The sequence below is a fragment of the Peribacillus simplex genome (genome assembly GCF_001578185.1).
Lineage (GTDB): Bacteria > Bacillota > Bacilli > Bacillales > DSM-1321 > Peribacillus > Peribacillus simplex_A.
The window spans coordinates 3,277,251-3,295,401 of sequence record NZ_CP011008.1 but is presented as its reverse complement, the minus strand read 5'-3'; the positions used below and the strand labels follow the sequence as shown (position 1 = coordinate 3,295,401).

The 18,151-nt window shown below is 40.8% G+C and carries 19 protein-coding genes; 11 read left to right on the top strand and 8 right to left on the bottom strand.

What is annotated here, in order from left to right; translation table 11 throughout:
• Positions 1-1,566 (top strand): solute symporter family protein, encoded by a 1,566-nt coding sequence (locus UP17_RS15220; protein WP_061463842.1) that lies wholly within the window; start codon positions 1-3, stop codon positions 1,564-1,566.
• 158 nt (positions 1,567-1,724) lie between these two features.
• Here UP17_RS15220 and UP17_RS15215 read toward each other — a convergent pair whose 3' ends face one another.
• The gene (locus UP17_RS15215) at positions 1,725-2,594 is read right to left on the bottom strand and encodes a LysR family transcriptional regulator (protein WP_061463841.1); all 870 of its coding nucleotides are present in this window, start codon (positions 2,592-2,594) and stop codon (positions 1,725-1,727) included.
• 158 nt (positions 2,595-2,752) lie between these two features.
• On the opposite strand from UP17_RS15215, the gene hpaB reads away from it, so the two are divergent.
• Positions 2,753-4,225 carry a 4-hydroxyphenylacetate 3-monooxygenase, oxygenase component gene (gene hpaB, locus UP17_RS15210; RefSeq protein ID WP_061463840.1) on the top strand — a complete coding sequence of 491 codons (1,473 nt, stop codon included), beginning with the start codon at positions 2,753-2,755 and terminating at the stop codon, positions 4,223-4,225.
• Between the two features lie 68 nt (positions 4,226-4,293).
• On the opposite strand, the gene UP17_RS15205 is transcribed toward hpaB, so the two are convergent.
• Genes UP17_RS15205 through UP17_RS15195 form a run of 3 tightly spaced genes read right to left on the bottom strand, consistent with a single transcriptional unit; the run spans position 4,294 to position 6,268 of the window.
• The gene (locus UP17_RS15205; RefSeq protein WP_061463839.1) at positions 4,294-4,677 is read right to left on the bottom strand and encodes a 5-carboxymethyl-2-hydroxymuconate Delta-isomerase; all 384 of its coding nucleotides are present in this window, start codon (positions 4,675-4,677) and stop codon (positions 4,294-4,296) included.
• A gap of 17 nt (positions 4,678-4,694) precedes the next feature.
• Entirely contained in the window at positions 4,695-5,483 is a 789-nt protein-coding gene (locus UP17_RS15200; RefSeq protein WP_061463838.1) for a fumarylacetoacetate hydrolase family protein, read from the bottom strand.
• Positions 5,480-6,268 carry a fumarylacetoacetate hydrolase family protein gene (locus UP17_RS15195; protein WP_061463837.1) on the bottom strand — a complete coding sequence of 263 codons (789 nt, stop codon included), beginning with the start codon at positions 6,266-6,268 and terminating at the stop codon, positions 5,480-5,482. Before UP17_RS15195 ends, UP17_RS15200 begins: the two co-directional genes overlap by 4 nt.
• A 344-nt stretch (positions 6,269-6,612) precedes the next feature.
• On the opposite strand from UP17_RS15195, the gene asnS reads away from it, so the two are divergent.
• The 4 genes from asnS (at position 6,613) to UP17_RS15175 (ending at position 9,929) form a co-directional block, all read left to right on the top strand.
• The gene (asnS, locus tag UP17_RS15190; protein WP_061463836.1) at positions 6,613-7,905 is read left to right on the top strand and encodes an asparagine--tRNA ligase; all 1,293 of its coding nucleotides are present in this window, start codon (positions 6,613-6,615) and stop codon (positions 7,903-7,905) included.
• Positions 7,906-8,021: 116 nt separating this feature from the next.
• A complete protein-coding gene (locus UP17_RS15185) occupies positions 8,022-8,717 on the top strand; it encodes a DnaD domain-containing protein (protein WP_061463835.1) in 696 nt (231 codons plus the stop codon).
• 22 nt (positions 8,718-8,739) lie between these two features.
• On the top strand, positions 8,740-9,396 hold the full coding sequence (nth, locus tag UP17_RS15180; RefSeq protein WP_061463834.1) for an endonuclease III: 657 nt from the start codon (positions 8,740-8,742) through the stop codon (positions 9,394-9,396).
• Positions 9,393-9,929 carry a YpoC family protein gene (locus tag UP17_RS15175; RefSeq protein ID WP_061463833.1) on the top strand — a complete coding sequence of 179 codons (537 nt, stop codon included), beginning with the start codon at positions 9,393-9,395 and terminating at the stop codon, positions 9,927-9,929. Before nth ends, UP17_RS15175 begins: the two co-directional genes overlap by 4 nt.
• 493 nt (positions 9,930-10,422) lie before the next feature.
• Here the strand turns inward: UP17_RS15175 and UP17_RS15170 are convergent, their stop codons facing one another.
• Together UP17_RS15170 and recU are read right to left on the bottom strand one after the other, a co-directional pair.
• Positions 10,423-13,149 carry a penicillin-binding protein 1A gene (locus tag UP17_RS15170; RefSeq protein WP_081108848.1) on the bottom strand — a complete coding sequence of 909 codons (2,727 nt, stop codon included), beginning with the start codon at positions 13,147-13,149 and terminating at the stop codon, positions 10,423-10,425.
• 27 nt (positions 13,150-13,176) lie between these two features.
• The gene (gene recU, locus UP17_RS15165; protein WP_061463832.1) at positions 13,177-13,788 is read right to left on the bottom strand and encodes a Holliday junction resolvase RecU; all 612 of its coding nucleotides are present in this window, start codon (positions 13,786-13,788) and stop codon (positions 13,177-13,179) included.
• Between the two features lie 143 nt (positions 13,789-13,931).
• On the opposite strand from recU, the gene UP17_RS15160 reads away from it, so the two are divergent.
• From UP17_RS15160 to UP17_RS15150, 3 genes are all read left to right on the top strand, one after another.
• Positions 13,932-14,879: a DUF2515 family protein gene (locus UP17_RS15160; RefSeq protein WP_061463831.1), complete on the top strand. Its 948-nt coding sequence runs from the start codon at positions 13,932-13,934 to the stop codon at positions 14,877-14,879.
• A gap of 355 nt (positions 14,880-15,234) precedes the next feature.
• Positions 15,235-15,510 (top strand): hypothetical protein, encoded by a 276-nt coding sequence (locus UP17_RS15155; RefSeq protein ID WP_061463830.1) that lies wholly within the window; start codon positions 15,235-15,237, stop codon positions 15,508-15,510.
• Between the two features lie 70 nt (positions 15,511-15,580).
• Entirely contained in the window at positions 15,581-15,949 is a 369-nt protein-coding gene (locus tag UP17_RS15150; RefSeq protein WP_061463829.1) for a YppE family protein, read from the top strand.
• 94 nt (positions 15,950-16,043) lie between these two features.
• Here the strand turns inward: UP17_RS15150 and UP17_RS28330 are convergent, their stop codons facing one another.
• Positions 16,044-16,208 (bottom strand): hypothetical protein, encoded by a 165-nt coding sequence (locus UP17_RS28330; protein ID WP_167555956.1) that lies wholly within the window; start codon positions 16,206-16,208, stop codon positions 16,044-16,046.
• On the opposite strand from UP17_RS28330, the gene UP17_RS15145 reads away from it, so the two are divergent.
• Positions 16,199-16,666 (top strand): YppG family protein, encoded by a 468-nt coding sequence (locus UP17_RS15145; RefSeq protein ID WP_250211682.1) that lies wholly within the window; start codon positions 16,199-16,201, stop codon positions 16,664-16,666. The genes UP17_RS28330 and UP17_RS15145 overlap by 10 nt on opposite strands.
• 70 nt (positions 16,667-16,736) lie before the next feature.
• On the opposite strand, the gene UP17_RS15140 is transcribed toward UP17_RS15145, so the two are convergent.
• Positions 16,737-17,189, bottom strand: coding sequence for an Hsp20/alpha crystallin family protein (locus UP17_RS15140; RefSeq protein WP_061463827.1), 453 nt, complete (start codon positions 17,187-17,189; stop codon positions 16,737-16,739).
• A gap of 141 nt (positions 17,190-17,330) precedes the next feature.
• On the opposite strand from UP17_RS15140, the gene UP17_RS15135 reads away from it, so the two are divergent.
• Complete coding sequence (locus UP17_RS15135; RefSeq protein WP_061463826.1) at positions 17,331-18,095, top strand: alpha/beta fold hydrolase; 765 nt, start codon at positions 17,331-17,333, stop codon at positions 18,093-18,095.
• The last annotated feature ends 56 nt before the right edge of the window (positions 18,096-18,151 follow it).

Here is an 18,151-nt window from a genome sequence, read left to right as displayed (position 1 = left end):
ATGAATTGGACAGTTATTATTCTATTTGCGCTAATGTCGATAGGCACCCTTTTCATCACGTATTTCGCATCCAAAAAAACTAAAACGGCAGGTTCTTTTTATACGGCAGGGGGCGGGTTGACAGCTAGGCAAAATGGACTCGCATTGGCCGGGGATTTTATGTCTGCTTCAACTTTTTTAGGATTGATTGGGGCATTTTCCCTAACGGGGTATGATGGGTTTTTCCTGATGTATGGGGCACTTGTTTCGTTCCTGGTCGTTTTATTCCTAGTGGCTGAACCTTTACGGAACTTAGGAAAATACACATTGGCCGATATGGTGACTACGAGGTTTAAGTATAAACAGGTCCGGGGAGTGACCGCCTTTAATACTCTGGTGATATCAGTCATGTACATGCTGGGTCAACTTGTTGCGGCAGGTGCTTTATTTAAATTGCTTTTAGACATCCCGTATAATGCATCTGTTATCATCGTAGGTATTGCAATGTTGGTATTTGTTCTATTTGGAGGGATGACTGCAACGAGTTGGGTGCAGATCATTAAAGCCATCCTGTTAATTGGCGGGGTGTTTATATTATTCATGATTGTCATGTGGAAGTTGAATTTTAACTTCGTCGGAATTTTCTCGGATATGAAAACAGCGACACCTATGGGTGCGGACTATTTGAAGGCAGGTATTAAATATGCCAGTGGTTGGGATGCAGCTTCCTTGTCACTAGGCCTTATTCTAGGAACAGCAGGTCTGCCTCACATTTTAATACGTTTTTTGACTGTCCCGAATGCACAAGTGGCAAGAAAGTCGGTTGTTTGGGTGATGTGGATTATGGGTGCTTTTCACATCATGGTCATTTTTCTCGGGTTCGGTGCAGCGAAGTTGGTTGGAACACCGAATATCATTGCTGCAAACCCAGCAGGGAACATGGCTGCACCATTATTGGCCCAACTTGTGGGCGGGGACATTTTATTCGCCTTTATTGCAGCGGTTTCCTTTGCAACGATACTCGCAGTAGTTGCAGGAATCGTGTTAACAGGTGCTACGGCTTTTTCACATGACTTTTATAATGAAATATTAAAAGATGGAAAAGCGACGGAAAAACAGCAAATGAAGATGGCAAGATGGGCTTCCGTAGGTGTGACGGCGCTTGCGATCGTTTTATCATTAGGTCTGCAGGAATTCAATGTAGCGTTTCTAGCATCGATTGCCTTTACATTGGCCGCAAGTTCGAATTTGCCAGTCATCCTTCTTACGATCTATTGGAAAAAATTCAATAAAACCGGTGCAATAGTCGGTATGATGACTGGTCTTTTAGGTACACTTTTGCTCGTAGCCTTAAGTCCAAATGTCTGGAACCCTGTTCCGGGTGCCACCATAATTACAGGTAACCCGATTTTCCCTTTGAATTCACCAGGGATTGTGTCCATTCCGCTTGGGTTCCTGGCATGTTATTTAGGTGCTCTGTTCGGTAACCGCCGGGCAAATTTAAAAACGGTAACAAAAGATAATTTTAATGAAATCCTTGTAAAGTCCAATACTGGACATGACGTTAAGGGTGTTGTGCGACATTGAAGGATGTAAAAGCATACCTGCCCTTGTGAATGAACTGGGAAAAATCAGCCATCTATCTAAAGGTGGTTTTCCCCCTTTTATTGGATAAAATTCAAATCCACACAAAATTGATCGATGAATGAGTATAAATGAAATGAAGATCCATGGATAATGGCAACTCATTCAGAAAAAGTTTCTAGAAATTTGACGGCGCCTTTGGAAAGGTAGCGGTCTTCGAGCCATATAAGGGCGGCTTCCGATTTTACTGCACAATCTTTGAATTCGACTATTTTTATACCCTGAGTTGAAAAAGATTTAGAGGTGGTGCGCGGCATGATAGTAGCACCTATTCCTTCTTTCACTAAAGATAATATCATTGCTGCATCAGGACATTCACATACAATGGCAGGTTCAAATCCATGTCTGAAGCATTCATCCACGATAAGTTCATAAGTACCTTGACCGCTAACCCTATGCAGCAATAAAAGGGGAAATTCTTTAATATGTTTAAATTCAATGGAGTCTGGGATATCCCAATCTTTTGGGGTGACAAGCACAAAATCTTCCGGCTGAAGGTTAATCGCTGAGAATTGCTTACCATTAATAGGAAGCCGTACAATGGCCAACTCGATTTCCCTGTTTATTAAGCCTTCCGTCAAACGGAACGTATCTCCTTCCATTAACTTGAAGCGTATGTCAGGGTATTCAACTCTAAAGGTTCTCATCCTTTGCGGAATGTAAGAAAAGCAAGTTTTTACAGATCCTATGGAAAGAGTGCCCTTTACACCTTTACTGACTTCCTTCACTTCCAGTAGGGATTCTTCAAACTGGTTTAATAGAGCTTCAGCTTTTTTATATAGGACCTTGCCAGTTTCAGTGAGTTCAAGTTTCTTTCCATTCCGATCGAAAAGCTTTTCACCGATTTCCATTTCCATTAATTTAAGCTGCTGGCTAAGAGGCGGTTGGGCCATATGTAATTTTTTTGCGGCTTTTGTTACTTGTTTTTCCTGAACGATGGTCACAAAATACTTTAACTGCCGGATGTCCATTATATACACCTCATACATATGATTTACATATACATATTGAATTTTTTAAGTATTATATATATATCATAACACATGGTATATTTTGTTATAGGAATTAACTCAATATTTGGAATTTTTTAATTGTAAACGCTTCATTTATTTTAAAGGGGGATGCAATCATGCCGGCAAAAACAGGTGAAGAATATATTAATAGGGTAGACAACGCAAAGGCGAACGTATGGATAAATGGGGAGCAAGTAAAAGATAAAATCAGTGAACACCCAGCTTTTAAAGGGGTCATGAAAACACAGGCCGAATTATATGACCTCCAGCATGATCCCGGGAAAAAAGATATCATGACTTATATTTCACCAACCTCCAATGAAAGTGTAGGGGCCTCATTCATGCAGCCCCGGACTAAGGAAGATCTTGAAAAAAGGAGGAAAATGATTCAAGAATGGGCAAGACATAATAATGGAATGATGGGACGTTCCCCTGATTACATCAACAGTGGGATGATGGCGTATGGTTCTGCGGCGGATATGTTCGGCACTCAGGATTCGGCATTTGCTAAAAATATGAAAGATTACTATGAGCTCTGCCGGGAAATGGATTTGTCGTTGACACATACGCTGATTCAACCACAGGTTAATAGGGGAGTTAGTGCGGCAAAGCTTCCGGACCCTTACATCGCTGCACGGATTGCTGGCAAGGATTCAGAAGGGCTAATTATAAAGGGAGCCAGATTATTAGCTACACAAGGCGGAATTACGGATGAAATCATGGTTTTTCCTTCAACGTTGCTTAAACAATCAGAAGAAGAAAACCCTTATGCATTCGCATTCTCCATACCGAATAATACACCGGGGGTAAAATTCATCTGTCGTGAATCATTCGACTATGGCAAATCAAATTTTGACCATCCACTTGGCTCACGATTTGAAGAAATGGATACTATAATCGTTTTTGATGATGTAGTCGTTCCTTGGAACCGGGTATTCGCATATGGGGATGTCGGCATTTGCAACCAGGCTTATAATGAAAGCAATGCGGTTGTTCATATGACCCATCAGGTGGTATCGAAGAATATTGTCAAAACCGAGTTCATTCTGGGTATTTTGCAACTAATGGTGGAAACGATCAATATTGGGCAATACCAGCATGTTCAGGAGAAAATTTCGGAAGTCATCATAGCACTTGAAACGGTAAAAGCTTTCATTACAGCTTCGGAGGCAAACGCAAAAGTGGATAAGTGGGGAATAATGACACCGGATTTCACACCGTTAAACATTGCCCGTAATTATTATCCAAAGATTTACCCTAGATTCAGTGAAATCATGCAGCTTCTTGGGGCTAGTGGCTTAATGGCGATACCAAATGAAGCCGATTTCAATTCGGAGCTTCGACCGGATTTGGATAAATACCTTCAATCCGCTAATGGCGGGGCGTATGACAGAGTTAAACTGTATCGTCTCGCATGGGATGTATGCATGAGTTCATTTGGAACTAGGCAAACACTATATGAGCGCTTCTTTTTTGGGGATCCGGTTCGCATGGCCAGCGCTTTATATTCTGGCTATGATAAACAGGAATATGTGGACCGTGTCAAGGAGTTCTTAAACCGTGCTGAAAATCTTGCAGAAATCAACTGAGCCCTGTAGCAGTATGTAACCATAAAGGCCTTCCCGATGCTCAGGAAGGCCTTTAAATATGAAATCTTTTATTTAAATCGGTTATGGATATTATTCTTTTTATATGTGCCAAAATCACTGAATTCCGTAAGCTCCATGGAAAGGGCAAGATATCTCTTTGAGAAGAGGGCTGCCAAATGGGACTCCAGCGTTTCAAAAAGGTGGTCACATACTTTGGTTTTAGCCTTGTCATGGCGTCCAGCGCCAATTTTTAGTATGGCATGAACAAAGGCATCATCCTCTGAACCATCGGCAACACGATAATGCTTTAATTCAATGGCTCGAGATCGAATGCCTCCAATTGGAAAGATGGAAGGATAGGAGATTAATACATCATTCACTTTCTTTAACAAACCGTCAATCTGGAGTTCATCTTTGATATTATCGGTATATTCTATAATTATATGAGGCATGTGATCCTTCCCTTCCGTTAATTATGAATTTTTAAATGCGACCGATCCCCGTCTTCTCTAAATATATCATCACCGACTATTGTGCTAACGAGTTTTCCGATACCTTCAATTTCAGTGGTGATTTCATCACCTACAGCAGTATCCGCCAATCCTTCGGGTGTGCCTGTCAATATGATATCGCCTGGACTCAATGTCATGAAGCCGCTGAAATATTCAATTAAATCAGCAATGCTGAATATCATGTCTTTCGTGTTGCCTTCCTGAGTCAATTTTTTGTTGACGTATGTCTTGATGGAAAGATTCGAAGGATCTGGAATATCTTCGGCATCCACTAGCCACGGTCCAATTGGGGTGCAGGTATCGCGATTTTTGACCTTTAAGTTTGGCCGGTAGTAATTCTCCAGATAATCCCGTATTGCATAATCATTTGCAATGGTATATCCACTTACATACTTAAAGGCGTCTACTTTTTTTATGTTCTTCGCCTTTTTACCGATGACGACTGCCAGTTCACATTCATAATGCATATAAGATGCATCAGAAGGCCGTCTTGTCTGTCCCCGGTGCCCGATAAAGGTATTTGGCCCTTTTAAGAACGCAAGGGGTTCTTCCGGGGCTTTAAAAGCCAGCTCCTTCGCATGGTCGGCATAATTCAAGCCAAGCGCGAATACAGTACGGGGTTCCACCGGGGGAAGCCAGACAACATCTTGCTCATTGACAAACCGGCCATCCGTCAATTGAAGCCGGCCATTATATTCACTTGCTAGATGTATGGCACCTGCATAGGCTACACGGGCTCTCTTCATAAAACCCCCTCCTTTGATAGCTTTACTTCCGAAATGATTGTATTTTCCAAATATCCGATTTCGTCAATTTCAATTCTAATATGATCATCGGCTTTTGCCAGTGGTGCATTCTCAGGAACTCCAACTAGAAGGACGTCACCCGAATTCAGAGTCATGAAGTCTGTTACATCCTCAATGAGGTGGGAAATGGAGCGAATTAGATTTACAGTTGAATTTTCTTGCCTGAGCTCCCCATTTATAAATACACGGATTCCTAATGAATCGGGGTTGGATATGGATTCCTTGGATACGACCCAGGGGCCGATCGGGCAAAATCCATCTCGGGCTTTATAACGAATCGCAGGACGGTAAACGCTTTCATGCGGAATGCTAATATCATTGACGATCGTAAAACCTTCTATATAATCCGATGCATGTTCTTTCTTGACCCTAGTGGCCGTTTTATTGATCACTATTCCAAGGGCCGCCCCGATTTCCAATTCAGGTATACCATTTGGAAGGGGAACTGGAGTTGAAAAAGAAGAAAACGTGTTTCTAGGTTTAATATAAAGGATCGGCCCTTTAGGAGGCTCATTATAAGGAGGGTGGCCGATCTTTTCCTTCAATGCTTCCAATGATCCTTTATAGTTTAATAATGTCCCATATACAGTCCCTGAAATAGGGATATCCACCTTTATTTGGGATACATCGTATTTATCACCGTTCTTTAATATATAACCGTCCGACAATATATCCATTTCTTCCGAATAATCTGACTTCTTTAGTTTCACTCTTGCTTTTGCCATGGACAATCCCCCTTGATTTTTTATTAATCATATATGATATCGTATATGATTTTTTGTTTAAGTTCAACATTTTTAGATTATTCAGTATAATTAGGTAAAAATTGTTAGGGGAAAAGTTGGGTTTCAACAGAAAAATGCCTTGAACATTTAGTTAGGATGGAGCAAATACTATATCAACAAATTCGTTAGTGAAGAAGTGTGCAATATGGCGGATACACCTCGAAAAATTGATAAGAGTGATATAAAAGGCATGCAACCTGATTTATTTGCTTGTAAGCAGGGCAATGGGTATAATAAGTAGAGTAAATTCCTAGTGAGTTAAGCTATTTTTGGAGGGAAATCCCGTGAAAATTACAATAAAAGATGCTAGCAAATTCGTCGATCAAGAAGTTACCATTGGAGGCTGGCTTGCCAGCAAACGTTCCAGTGGTAAAATTGCATTCCTTCAAATCCGTGATGGCTCAGGTTTCATTCAAGGTGTCGTCGTGAAAGCTGATGTGGGTGAAGAAATTTTTGCACGTGCGAAATCGGTTTCGCAAGAGACATCCTTGTATGTAACAGGTGTCATTCAAAAGGATGAACGCTCGCCGTTCGGTTTTGAGTTACAAGTGAAAGATATTGAAATCATTCATGAATCATTGGATTATCCCATTACACCTAAAGCACATGGTCCTGAATTCTTAATGGATAACCGCCATTTGTGGCTGCGTTCAAAACGACAGCATGCAGTCATGAAAATCCGGAATGAAATAATCCGTGCTACATATGAATTCTTTAATGAAGAAGGTTTCGTTAAAGTCGATCCCCCAATTTTAACAGGAAGCGCACCAGAGGGAACGAGTGAATTGTTCGCCACTAAATACTTTGATGAGGATGCATATCTTTCACAAAGTGGTCAGCTTTATATGGAAGCGGCAGCAATGGCACTAGGGAAGGTATTTTCCTTTGGACCTACTTTCAGGGCGGAAAAATCCAAAACAAGACGGCATTTAATCGAGTTCTGGATGATTGAACCAGAAATGGCTTTCATCGAATTCAAAGAAAATCTGGAGGTTCAGGAACAATTCGTATCTTCCATCATCCAATCTGTTTTGAAAAACTGTCAGCTTGAGTTGAATACGCTGGGCCGTGACACAGCGAAGCTTGAACAAATTAAAGCTCCTTTCCCTCGTATTACATATGATGAAGCCATAAAGTTCCTTCATGAACAAGGATTTGATGATATCCAATGGGGTGATGATTTTGGAGCACCGCACGAAACTGCGATAGCAGAAAGTTATGATAAGCCAGTCTTCATAACTCATTATCCAACCAAAATCAAACCTTTTTATATGCAGCCTGCTCCTGACAGGGAAGAAGTCGTTCTTTGTGCCGATTTGATTGCTCCGGAAGGGTACGGAGAAATAATTGGCGGCTCGGAGCGGATTCATGATCAGGAATTGCTTGAACAGAGAATCAATGAGCATGGCTTGAGCGAAGATGCTTACAAATGGTATATGGAATTAAGAAAATACGGATCTGTACCGCATTCAGGCTTCGGTTTGGGGTTAGAACGTACCGTTGCTTGGATCAGTGGTGTTGAACATGTCCGTGAAACCATTCCGTTCCCACGTCTATTAAATCGTTTATATCCTTGATCTCGTAATGAAGCGGTTATCTTGCCATATTGGGCAGATAACCGTTTTTTGTTAAAATTATAAGCTTATTAGGGGAGCCATATTCATGTTATACTTAATCAGAGGTGTCCAATAACATGAATAAAGAACATTTATATGCGTGGTTTAAGGAAGGAACGATAACGATTCCATCCTTTTTGTTGACTAACTATAAGACAATGGGACTGAATGAACAAGAAATGGTCCTATTATTACAATTGCAAAGCTTTATCGATAAAGGTAACCATTTCCCTGCACCATCCCAACTATCTGACCGAATGACATTACAGGAAACGGAATGTCTATTCTTAATCCAGCGTTTGGTTCAAAGGGGATTTGTTGAAATGGTGGTTGAAGGAAGTCAAGAAATCGGACAGGAAAAATATTCGTTGGCTCCACTTTATGAAAAAATGATGGACTGCTTCTTAAAAACTTTGAAACAGTCAGAGTCAGCTGAGGTCCAAAAAGCGGGAGAGAGCCTTTATACGATTTTTGAACAGGAGTTCGGCCGCCCTTTATCTCCATTTGAATGTGAAACATTGGCAATGTGGATGGAGGACGACCATCAACCTGAAATCATTAAGACAGCTCTTAGGGAGTCAGTCATTTCCGGTAAATTGAATTTCCGATACATTGATCGAATTTTGTTCGAGTGGAAAAAGAATGGAATTAAAACCTTGGAACAGGCAAGGGAGCAAGGAAAAAAATTTAGAGTGCATCAAAAGAGGGACCGAAAAACGGAAACTGCACAACCATTGAAAGATGTGCCCTTTTATAACTGGCTCGAGCAGTAATGTAAATTGAAGGAGAACCAATATGTTGAATAAAGCTCAAGTTCGATATTGTCTGGATACAATGGGTGAAATGTTTCCAGATGCCCATTGTGAACTGAATCACTCCAATCCATTTGAATTGGTGATTGCTGTTGCTCTGTCAGCTCAATGTACGGATGTATTAGTGAATAAAGTCACGAAGGATTTATTTCAAAAATATAAAAGGCCTGAGGATTACATAAGCGTTCCGGTAGAAGAGTTGGAAAATGACATTCGCTCAATCGGTTTGTTTCGTAACAAGGCTAAGAACATTCAAAAGTTGTCGCGAATGCTGATCGAAGAATACGGTAAAGAAGTTCCCAGGGATCGTGATGAGCTTGTTAAATTGCCTGGCGTGGGCAGAAAGACGGCGAATGTAGTCGTTTCAGTTGCGTATGATGTGCCAGCGATAGCTGTAGATACCCATGTAGAGAGGCTTTCCAAGCGCCTGGGATTATGCCGCTGGAAGGATAGTGTCCTCGATGTTGAGAAAACGTTGATGGCTAAGATACCGAAGGATGAATGGTCCGTTACGCATCACCGTCTGATATTCTTTGGACGCTATCATTGCAAGGCACAGTCACCAAGATGTGAAACCTGCCCACTCCTAGAAGTATGCCGTGAAGGAAAAAAAAGAATGAAAAGGAAAGAAGCCAATTGACGCAGTCCATATCATTAAAAGTCCCGGCCGAATTGGACCATCCGTTCTTTTTCCCTGAAAAGGAAACCATTTTGGAAAAAGAATGCTATACAGGATGGAATGGATCAATCCCATTCGAGGCTTTCCCGTATGAGATACTTTATTATAATAATGTAGTGTCGTATGCTCCTTGGACCAAGGGGGCAATGCATATAAAGGAACTACTGGAAAAATGGAAGGGAATAGATACTGAATGCAGCATACTATTTTCAGAGCGAAAAGCGGGAAGGACCTTGGGACTCATGAAGCAGGGTATCGGTTTATTTTTAAATGCAGTCTTCTGGATGCATGGAAAGCCAGTGGTATTGAGTGACTGCCGAGTGCAAATAGAGTCCTTTTATAATATTCCGGTGAACGCGGCTGAAAGGGTTTCTTTCATCCTTGCAAGACCCGCTTCTTTCCATTCTTATAGACAACTTAGTGAGTTGTTCCGAGAATTTGAGAAACTATATGTGAAGTTCATGACCATAAATAAGAATAATAGAAACGTCTAAGCTTTTAGCTTAGACGCAAACTGTAGACAAACTCGATAAAAAATTGAGTTTGTCTACAGTTTTTTTGAGGGTTTGTAATTTAAACATTGATTGGAACGTAGGGAACCCGCTTTCCGCGGGAGGTCCGCCCGGGGTCTCCATTGGACACGCTTTTCCCGCAGGTGTCACGCACACCCGTTCCAATCAACTTTGTTTTAACATTTAGACAGAACCCCGTTTGCCAACAGTCTTTTTTGTTTTAAAAGAAGAACTTGAGGTGAAAGTATTCCAAGGTAGGACGCCTAAGTATAGATCCAGTTATTTGTACAAACTGACATTCATTAAACATACCTTTTGTATTCGCGATGGCCAACTGGGTGCCGAGGGCCAGAAAAGGTCTTTCTCTATAACTGCTTCAAATCCAATAAAAAATGAAAAAGGTTTCGGAATGTACTCATTCCGAAACCTTTTTGTCTACAAACTGCTCTAAGCATTTAGCTTAGACGTTTAATAGTTAATCTTTGTTTTCTTTATCCTTGTCTTTCTCTTTTTCTGGTTCAGGAGCCGGGATAGGGTCAGGGGTTTCGCCTGGTTTTTCTTCTTCTACAGTCCCAGGGTCGGTGACAATATCCCCACCTCCAACGTCTTCATCATCCTTATTGCCTTTTCCATCATCAGGATTGTTTCCATTTCCATTATTATCAGTGTTTCCATTATCAATTCCATTTTCATTTCCACTGCCGTTGCCATTGTTGCCGTTGTTATTTTTATCTTCGTCTTGCTTATCTTTTTCACCTTCAGCAGGAGTTTCTTGTTCCGGATTTTCACCCTCTGCCGGATCTTTAATCTCCTCGTCAGTACCCTTAGGATCTTCCGCTTCTGCAGGGATTTCGACCGATGTACTGGCAGGATCACTTTGTTGGTTATCCACTATGGCTACCACTGAGAAAGTATATTTACTTCCAGGGGTTGGATTAGGGATCGTTAAACTAGTATCCTTCGATTTTTTTAACACGCTCTGTGCTCCGCCATCAACGGACATCATAACCTCGAATTTGGCATTACCTTTAGGATATGACCATGATAGATTGATTTCATTACTTTCCTTATCGTAAGAAGCGTTAATGCCAGGTGAATCGACTTTCTCATATTCTGTCGTCACTTGTGTTGGCTCGTGACCTTTAACATAATATTCATAAGTGATTTTATCGCTTGGTGTATATTGATTGGCTTTAACAGCTGGATTGGAACCTTTTATGATTCCAACCTTCACAACACTGTCAGGTTGATTAAAGTCTTTCGTTTCTTTTGACTGAGCCATATGTTCCATCAAGTTCTTGAAAATTGATTTAGGGATCCTTTGAGATGAATCGCCAAGATATTCCATTTTATTGCCTGGTGCATTATCATATCCAGCCCATACTGCGACTGTATAATTGGTTGTATAACCCGCCATCCAGCTATCTTTTACACCGGAGGCTGGGATGTTGTTCCGTGCACGCTGGTCAGGCGTGAAATTGGTTGAACCCGTTTTACCGGCTACTGGAAGATTAGGTATATTGGCTAGCCTTCCTGTTCCATAAGGTTCTTTAATGACGCTCTTCAACATGTCCGTCACGATGAAAGCCGTGGAATCTTTCATGACCGGTTTCGATTCCGTCTTGTTTTTGATGGTGGTTTTGTCACGTAAAACAATCTTTGTCACACTATGCGGTTTATTATAAATACCGTTGTTTCCGAATGAACTGTATGCACCGGCAAGTTCAAGCGTAGAAACGTCTTGACCGCCTCCAATTGCAGCAGATTCACTTATTTCATTCTTGAAAGGCATGCCAAGGTCAACGGCAAAATCACGCGCCCGGTCCAAGCCGACTGCTTGAAGCGTCTTTAAGGCAGGGATATTTAATGACCGTGCTAGTGCTTCGCGAGCTGTTACAGTACCATAATGTCTCCCGGAAGCATTTTTAAGCGGTGTTCCATCACTGTAGGTATATTCCTCATCTTTGATTGGATGGTAGGTGGACCAATTTAAATATTCTACGGCAGGACCATAATCCAGAATTGGCTTAATGGTCGAACCAGGTGAACGCTTGGCGTCCGTTGCATAATTCCAGCCGCGTTTAACCGTCGTGTTCCTGCCGCCGCCAACTGCTTTAATTTCACCAGTTTTAGTATCTATTAAGGTAACTCCAGCTTGGAGATCTTTACTTGGATAATTGATGATTTCATTACCGTTCAACATTTTATAGACATATTCTTGGGCATCTTTATCAATGGTCGTATGGATTTCCAAACCATCGGTAAAGACGTTATAGTCACCCATTTGTCCGACTTCCTCAATGACCAAATCGATGAATGCATCATAAGCAGTCGTGTCTTTTTTGCTTTTATCGATTTCTTGAAGTCCTTCTGTTATATCGATGCTTTGTGCATTTTTCATTTCCTGTTCAGTGATATATCCATGTTTATTCATTAAGTGAAGGACAATATCACGGCGTTCTTTCGCGCGTTCTGGGTGTAAATAAGGGTTATAACGGCTTGGGCTTTGCGGTAAACCTACAAGCATGGCCACTTCATTCAATTTCAATTCGCTTAGTTCTTTTCCATAATAAGTATGGGAAGCAGTTAATATCCCGTTTGCACGATTTGCAAAGAAAATCTTATTCACATACATTTCGAAAATTTCTTGTTTTGTATATTTTCTTTCCAGCTGTATGGCTAGCCACATTTCCTGGACTTTCCTTTTAATGGTCTTATCAGGTGTTAAATAAGAACGCTTGATAACCTGCTGCGTCAATGTACTTGCACCCTCTGAGCCGAATCCGTGTTTGAAGTTGGCTATGACGGCACTGCCCAGACGCAAGAAATCCACCCCGTGGTGTTTATAAAAGCGTGAATCTTCCGTAGCCAGGAAAGCATCTTCGACTCGTTTGGGAATGTCTTCATAATTTACATAATCCCGGTTTTCTGTTCCGACTTCGGCTAGCAATTTACCATTTTCATCGAGAATTTTGGATGTGACTGGATCTTTTAAAAGCTTTTCATCAAGTTTTGGAGCATCGCTTATAAAGTAAGCCATTGCAGCTCCTCCGCCAACCAAGCCTATAATTCCGATTGTAACAAGTATAAGGAAAATGCGCTTAAGCATATTGGTTGGCTTCTTAGGACCTTTGTTCGGTTCCTTTTTTTGTGTCTGCCCCTGCTTTCGGCGTTCTTCTCTAGTATTATATTTTTCAGCCATTACAGCTAACCTGCCTTTCTAAAAAAACTAAAAATTTTCTGAGATGAGCGAATCTACTACTTTAATATAGTCAATTCTCGGTTGAAAGCCAAGAGTAATCTTTCGTGAACAGCTTTCAACTTCTTGAAGAGTTATAGATTTGCGTCCGCCGTCTTTCATTCTCTTCCAATAAAAACTAAGTTGTTCAGAACCCATTAGATATATATCATCCATTGCGGAAAACCGGATGATGACAAATGCAATTCCGTCATGCTGAACGATGTGTTTCATATGTTCAATTTGATGGTCATGAAAATTTTTCAGAGGGAACGAACTGCTGTTTTTCGTTTCCTTTGCCTCAAAATCAATGTACTTTCCTTTATAAACACCATTGTAATCGGTGGTCGATGCTTGTTTGAAGTAGGCTTCTTTAATGACTGCAGCACTTCTCTTCGGGTAATGGACATCAACAATTTGAATGGGCGTCGGTTTTTTATGAATGACGGCAATGCCGTGTGCTAAATAAAACTGATTGGTTTCGTTCAAATCGTCTTCCAATGTTTTTCCCCGGTTGCTATAACTGATTTTTTTTAGTGGGCTTTTCTTTTCTTCCAAAGCCTGCGGTACAAATCTTCGTCCATTGGGATAATGAAATGCCACTTTTACCCCTCCTTTTTTTCACTTATCTATATTAGCAAAAAAAGAATCCAATATGTGAATAAAAAGAATTGTTTCTTTGAACGATAGAATTTATGTACAACTAAATGTCACAATTAATCGCTATGGAAAGGATGGACATATAGATGCAAGTGTTGAATACGGAAAAGCAAATGCTCCATTCCATAAAAGTCCAAACCGCGAAAGGGAATAGGGATAATATATCAAGAACAAAGGCATATGAACAATTTTTCAGAAACCACCCAGAAATACAATGGTCTTTTTTAGCCGGGATGGTTTCTAGAAATGCAGGCTGGAATATGTGTGACCTTGAAGGAATATGGTATTCCCATTTGCTTAGCCTTAAATACAGGCATCACCTATTCCTAACTTATGAAGAAGCCAATTGGAGAATATTCCAGGATGCGTATCCTCAATTGCTTCTCTATCATTATTCGACGAAGTATGGGCGTCCAATGTTTCATTTATGTCATTATTTTTTTATTACTGAATTCATGACGAACGAATGGTATTCCTTTTGGAAACATGGAAATCGTGAAAAGTTAGTCACTGCGCTTATAATAAATGAACAAAACGTCATTGAAAAGCCTGTTATTAAAAAGCAAACTTTCGTTTTTCATTCTATATTATTTTTCCTGCAGGACTGGATGCATTTTAGCACTGTATTATTTCCTACCTGCAATGGTAAGCTGTATGGTTCGTCCGTTTCGAATTTTAGAAATATCGATAAAAGGATTGAATTGGGGAAAAGGTTGGCCGGCCTTTTATTTTCTGAAGATTTGTTTCCGTTATTTTATGAATTTTCCTGCAGGACTGAACCAACCGGGGCTAGATTTGATTACGAACAATATCGAAAAAAGCCTAGGTACCATGAAACCCCGATGCTGAGGGGAGTTTATCCATTGATTCATCATCAAGCAGGGGGGACAGTGCAATGGGATGTGAATAAAAGGATTAAAAAAGATTGGTTTATTGAACCCAAATGGGAGGAAAACCCGGAATTGACCGATTGGTATGACCATAAACAAAAGCAGCTGCACACCGCTGCAATGATCAAAAAGTGGTTTTTTTAAAAGGAAACAGGGAAGGCGTCGATTATGCCTTCCCTGTTAATTGTACAGGTATTGATGCCTTACGTTGAGGGGCGGTTTTCCCCACTAAGTTTCGGGTTTCCCGTTCCTGCCTTTTTAGTAGGCGGCTTTTGTCGTTTTTCGTTTTCTTGCTGTCTGCTTTCATTCGACTGCATAAAATCACCTCCTGTCTGTATTTTTGTTTAAAACTCCATTCTTCATTCTGCCATTGTTGTCGAAGGGCATAATAAATTAAGTGAATAGCACTTTCTTTGCCGATTCCCTTCTAGTTTTGTCAACCTTGAAGGGCTTTCTACTAAAAAAAAGAATAGTACACGTATAGAATGGAGGGATCAGCATGGTCAATAAAAGTGTCTCAACAGAGGAAATATTAAGGATGATAGCTGAGATCAGTACCAGCCTGGATCGTTTGGAAATTTCATATGGGGAAACTGTAAATACAGTGAGGTGCAAACTTTGGGCAGAGCAATATACATTGGTTAACAATGTCCAGGAAGCCATTGAGAATGCCGAGGATTATTGGGTGAATGCTGAAGGTGTAAACCATTCCTTTTCCATTGTTCTGGAAAAACCAATTATAAAGCACAAGGTTTTCACCGAATTGCACGTATAAGCCGATAGAATTTCCTTTTATAAAGAACTGGATTATACTAAGAGGAAACAAATGTGCGGAGGAATATATTGTGCAAAAAGAGAAACTGCAGCTATTAACCGAACAATTAATAAAATATACGGTCCAAGCGGATGATATCTATGAGGATGTACGCAAAGAAGAAAAGGAAAAGGATTTCTTTTCGGAAGTCAAGCCGTTTGCTGATCAGGTCAGGTCCTCATGCATCGATTGGGAAAACGGAATGAAGGAGTGGATGAAAGAAACCGAGTTTAAGCATCTTTTCCCCGAGCAAATCGAACAAACCGCTCATAACCTTTCTGATGTGGCCGTTCAGGCATTCTTTCCTAAAACCAGTTACAAGCGATTTAAAAGTCATGTCCAATCAGTCGAATTTATCCTTCATAATGTAAAAGCGGAGATCGATCGGATTTTATCATAAAAACACCTACACTTTATTTCCTCTTTTTTCATATATTATCAGAACCATGTAATGAAAAAAGAGGAGGGCTCATTGAACATGATGAGATCCGGTTTTAACCAAGTCTCCCCAAATCAAGGACAGTATCCTCAATCAATGCCGGAATATTGGGGAGGGTACCAGCAGCCAATACAGTATCCTCTGCAAAATAATCATAATCTTGAACGGCCATTAATGTATCCATATCATACCCAGGATACAGGGGGCTATATGACGCCATATCATGATCCTTATCAGCAGGCGGCCTATCATCCATTCCAACAAATTCAGCAGCAGGCGATGCCTGTTGGAGCTTATCCGAGTAACAGTGTAATGCAGCCAATGCCGCAAATGCAGCCAATGCAAATGCCACAAATGCAGCCAATGCAAATGCCACAAATGCAGCCGATTCAGTCCAATCAGCAGCTGCAGCCGCAGGCTTTTAGTCCGTTCGATAATCCGTTGCAGCCAGCTAAACGACCCCCGCAAGGTCAGCAGCAGGCTCATAATCCCTATCCAAAGCAACAGTTCATGCAAAAACCCCAGCCATCTGGTATCAAATCGGTCATGAATCAATTCAAAACACAAGATGGTTCCATGGATATAACGAAAATGATGAATACAGCTGGACAAATGATGAATACAGTTTCTCAAGTTTCGTCAATGGTCAAAGGAGTAGGGGGCTTCTTCAAAGTTTAGATGGTGAATAAAGGAAAAGCAGACTTACAAGTGACCCAGCCACTTATTTAAGTCTGCTTTTAATTTTTGCCTAATTGATTTCAATCCGATTCCCTCTAATTTTGGGCAGGTGAAGCGTGAGGATGCCATCGCGATGTCGTGCGGTGACTTTTGCTTCATCAATCGGTTTTGGAAAGGAAATAGTTCTTGAAAATGTACCGGCTGAAGCTTCTTTTTGAAACATTCCTTGCGTTTTATGCTGCCTATCAACATGTTTTGCAGAAATGGTCACGGCATGGGTCAGCACATCAATGGATATTTGGCTGCGTGCAATGCCGGGCAAGGTAGCGGTAAGGGTATACTCTGAATTTGTCTCATGGACATCAACCGGAAAGCTGCGTTCTTTAGTAGAACCGAAGAAATCGTCAAGAGATTGCAGCATGCCTTTAGGAGGCCTTTCGGAAAACAATCGATCCATTTTGTTAATAAAATGGGTAAAGGGTTCAATTCGATTTCGATTATTATTTTTTTCAGAAGAGGTCATCACGGTTCTCCTTCCTAAAAAATTCCTTTGCCTATAGGCTATGTTAGGACTGAAGAATTGTGAATGAACCAATGGGTTTTAGATACGGATATAGAGGGAATAACGTTACTGATTGATTAGTAAAGGAAATGAGGGATTGATATGACAGAAAATAGCAAGCTTTCCTACATAGATACCGGGAAAGGAAATAAAACATTGTTGTTCATCCATGGGTTTTGTGGAAGTCATGAATATTGGAAGAACATCATTGCTGAATTAAAAGATGAATACCGAGTTGTTGCCATTGATTTACGAGGGCATGGTGCAAGTGAAGAAATAGGGGCATCTTTCTCGATTGATGATATGGCTGCTGATATTGCTTCATTTATGGAAGAACAGGGAATCGGAAAGGTTTATATGTTTGGTCATTCTCTTGGAGGATATATCACCTTGGCATTCGCAGAAAGGTTTCCTGGGAAATTGTCTGGTTTTTCACTGATTCATTCTACCGCTTTGCCTGACGATGAAGCTGGTAAGGAGGGGCGTTTAAAATCTGTCGGGAAAATAGAAATGGATGGAATCATTCCTTTCATTGATGGACTTGTACCAAAGCTTTTCGCTAATTCCGATGATCCGAATATTGAACATACAAAGGAAATCGGTTATAAAACAAGTGAAAGTGGTGCGATTGGGTCTTTGCATGCCATGAGGAACAGAACAGACAGAAATCATGTACTCAAAGAGACGAAGCTCCCAGTCCTTTTGGTTGCAGGTGAAAAGGATAAAGTAATTCCCGTTGAAAAAACCTTTTCTGTTAAAGGGAGCCATATTAATGAGGTTATACTTGAGGGAAGCGGTCATATGGGAATGTTGGAAGCTCCGAGCAGACTAGCAAAAGAAATCATTCGATATGTCGAGAAGAATTAACTGAAAAAGAATGATCAGGAAGCGGGAGTAGCCGTTTCCTGATTTTTTTTTGAATA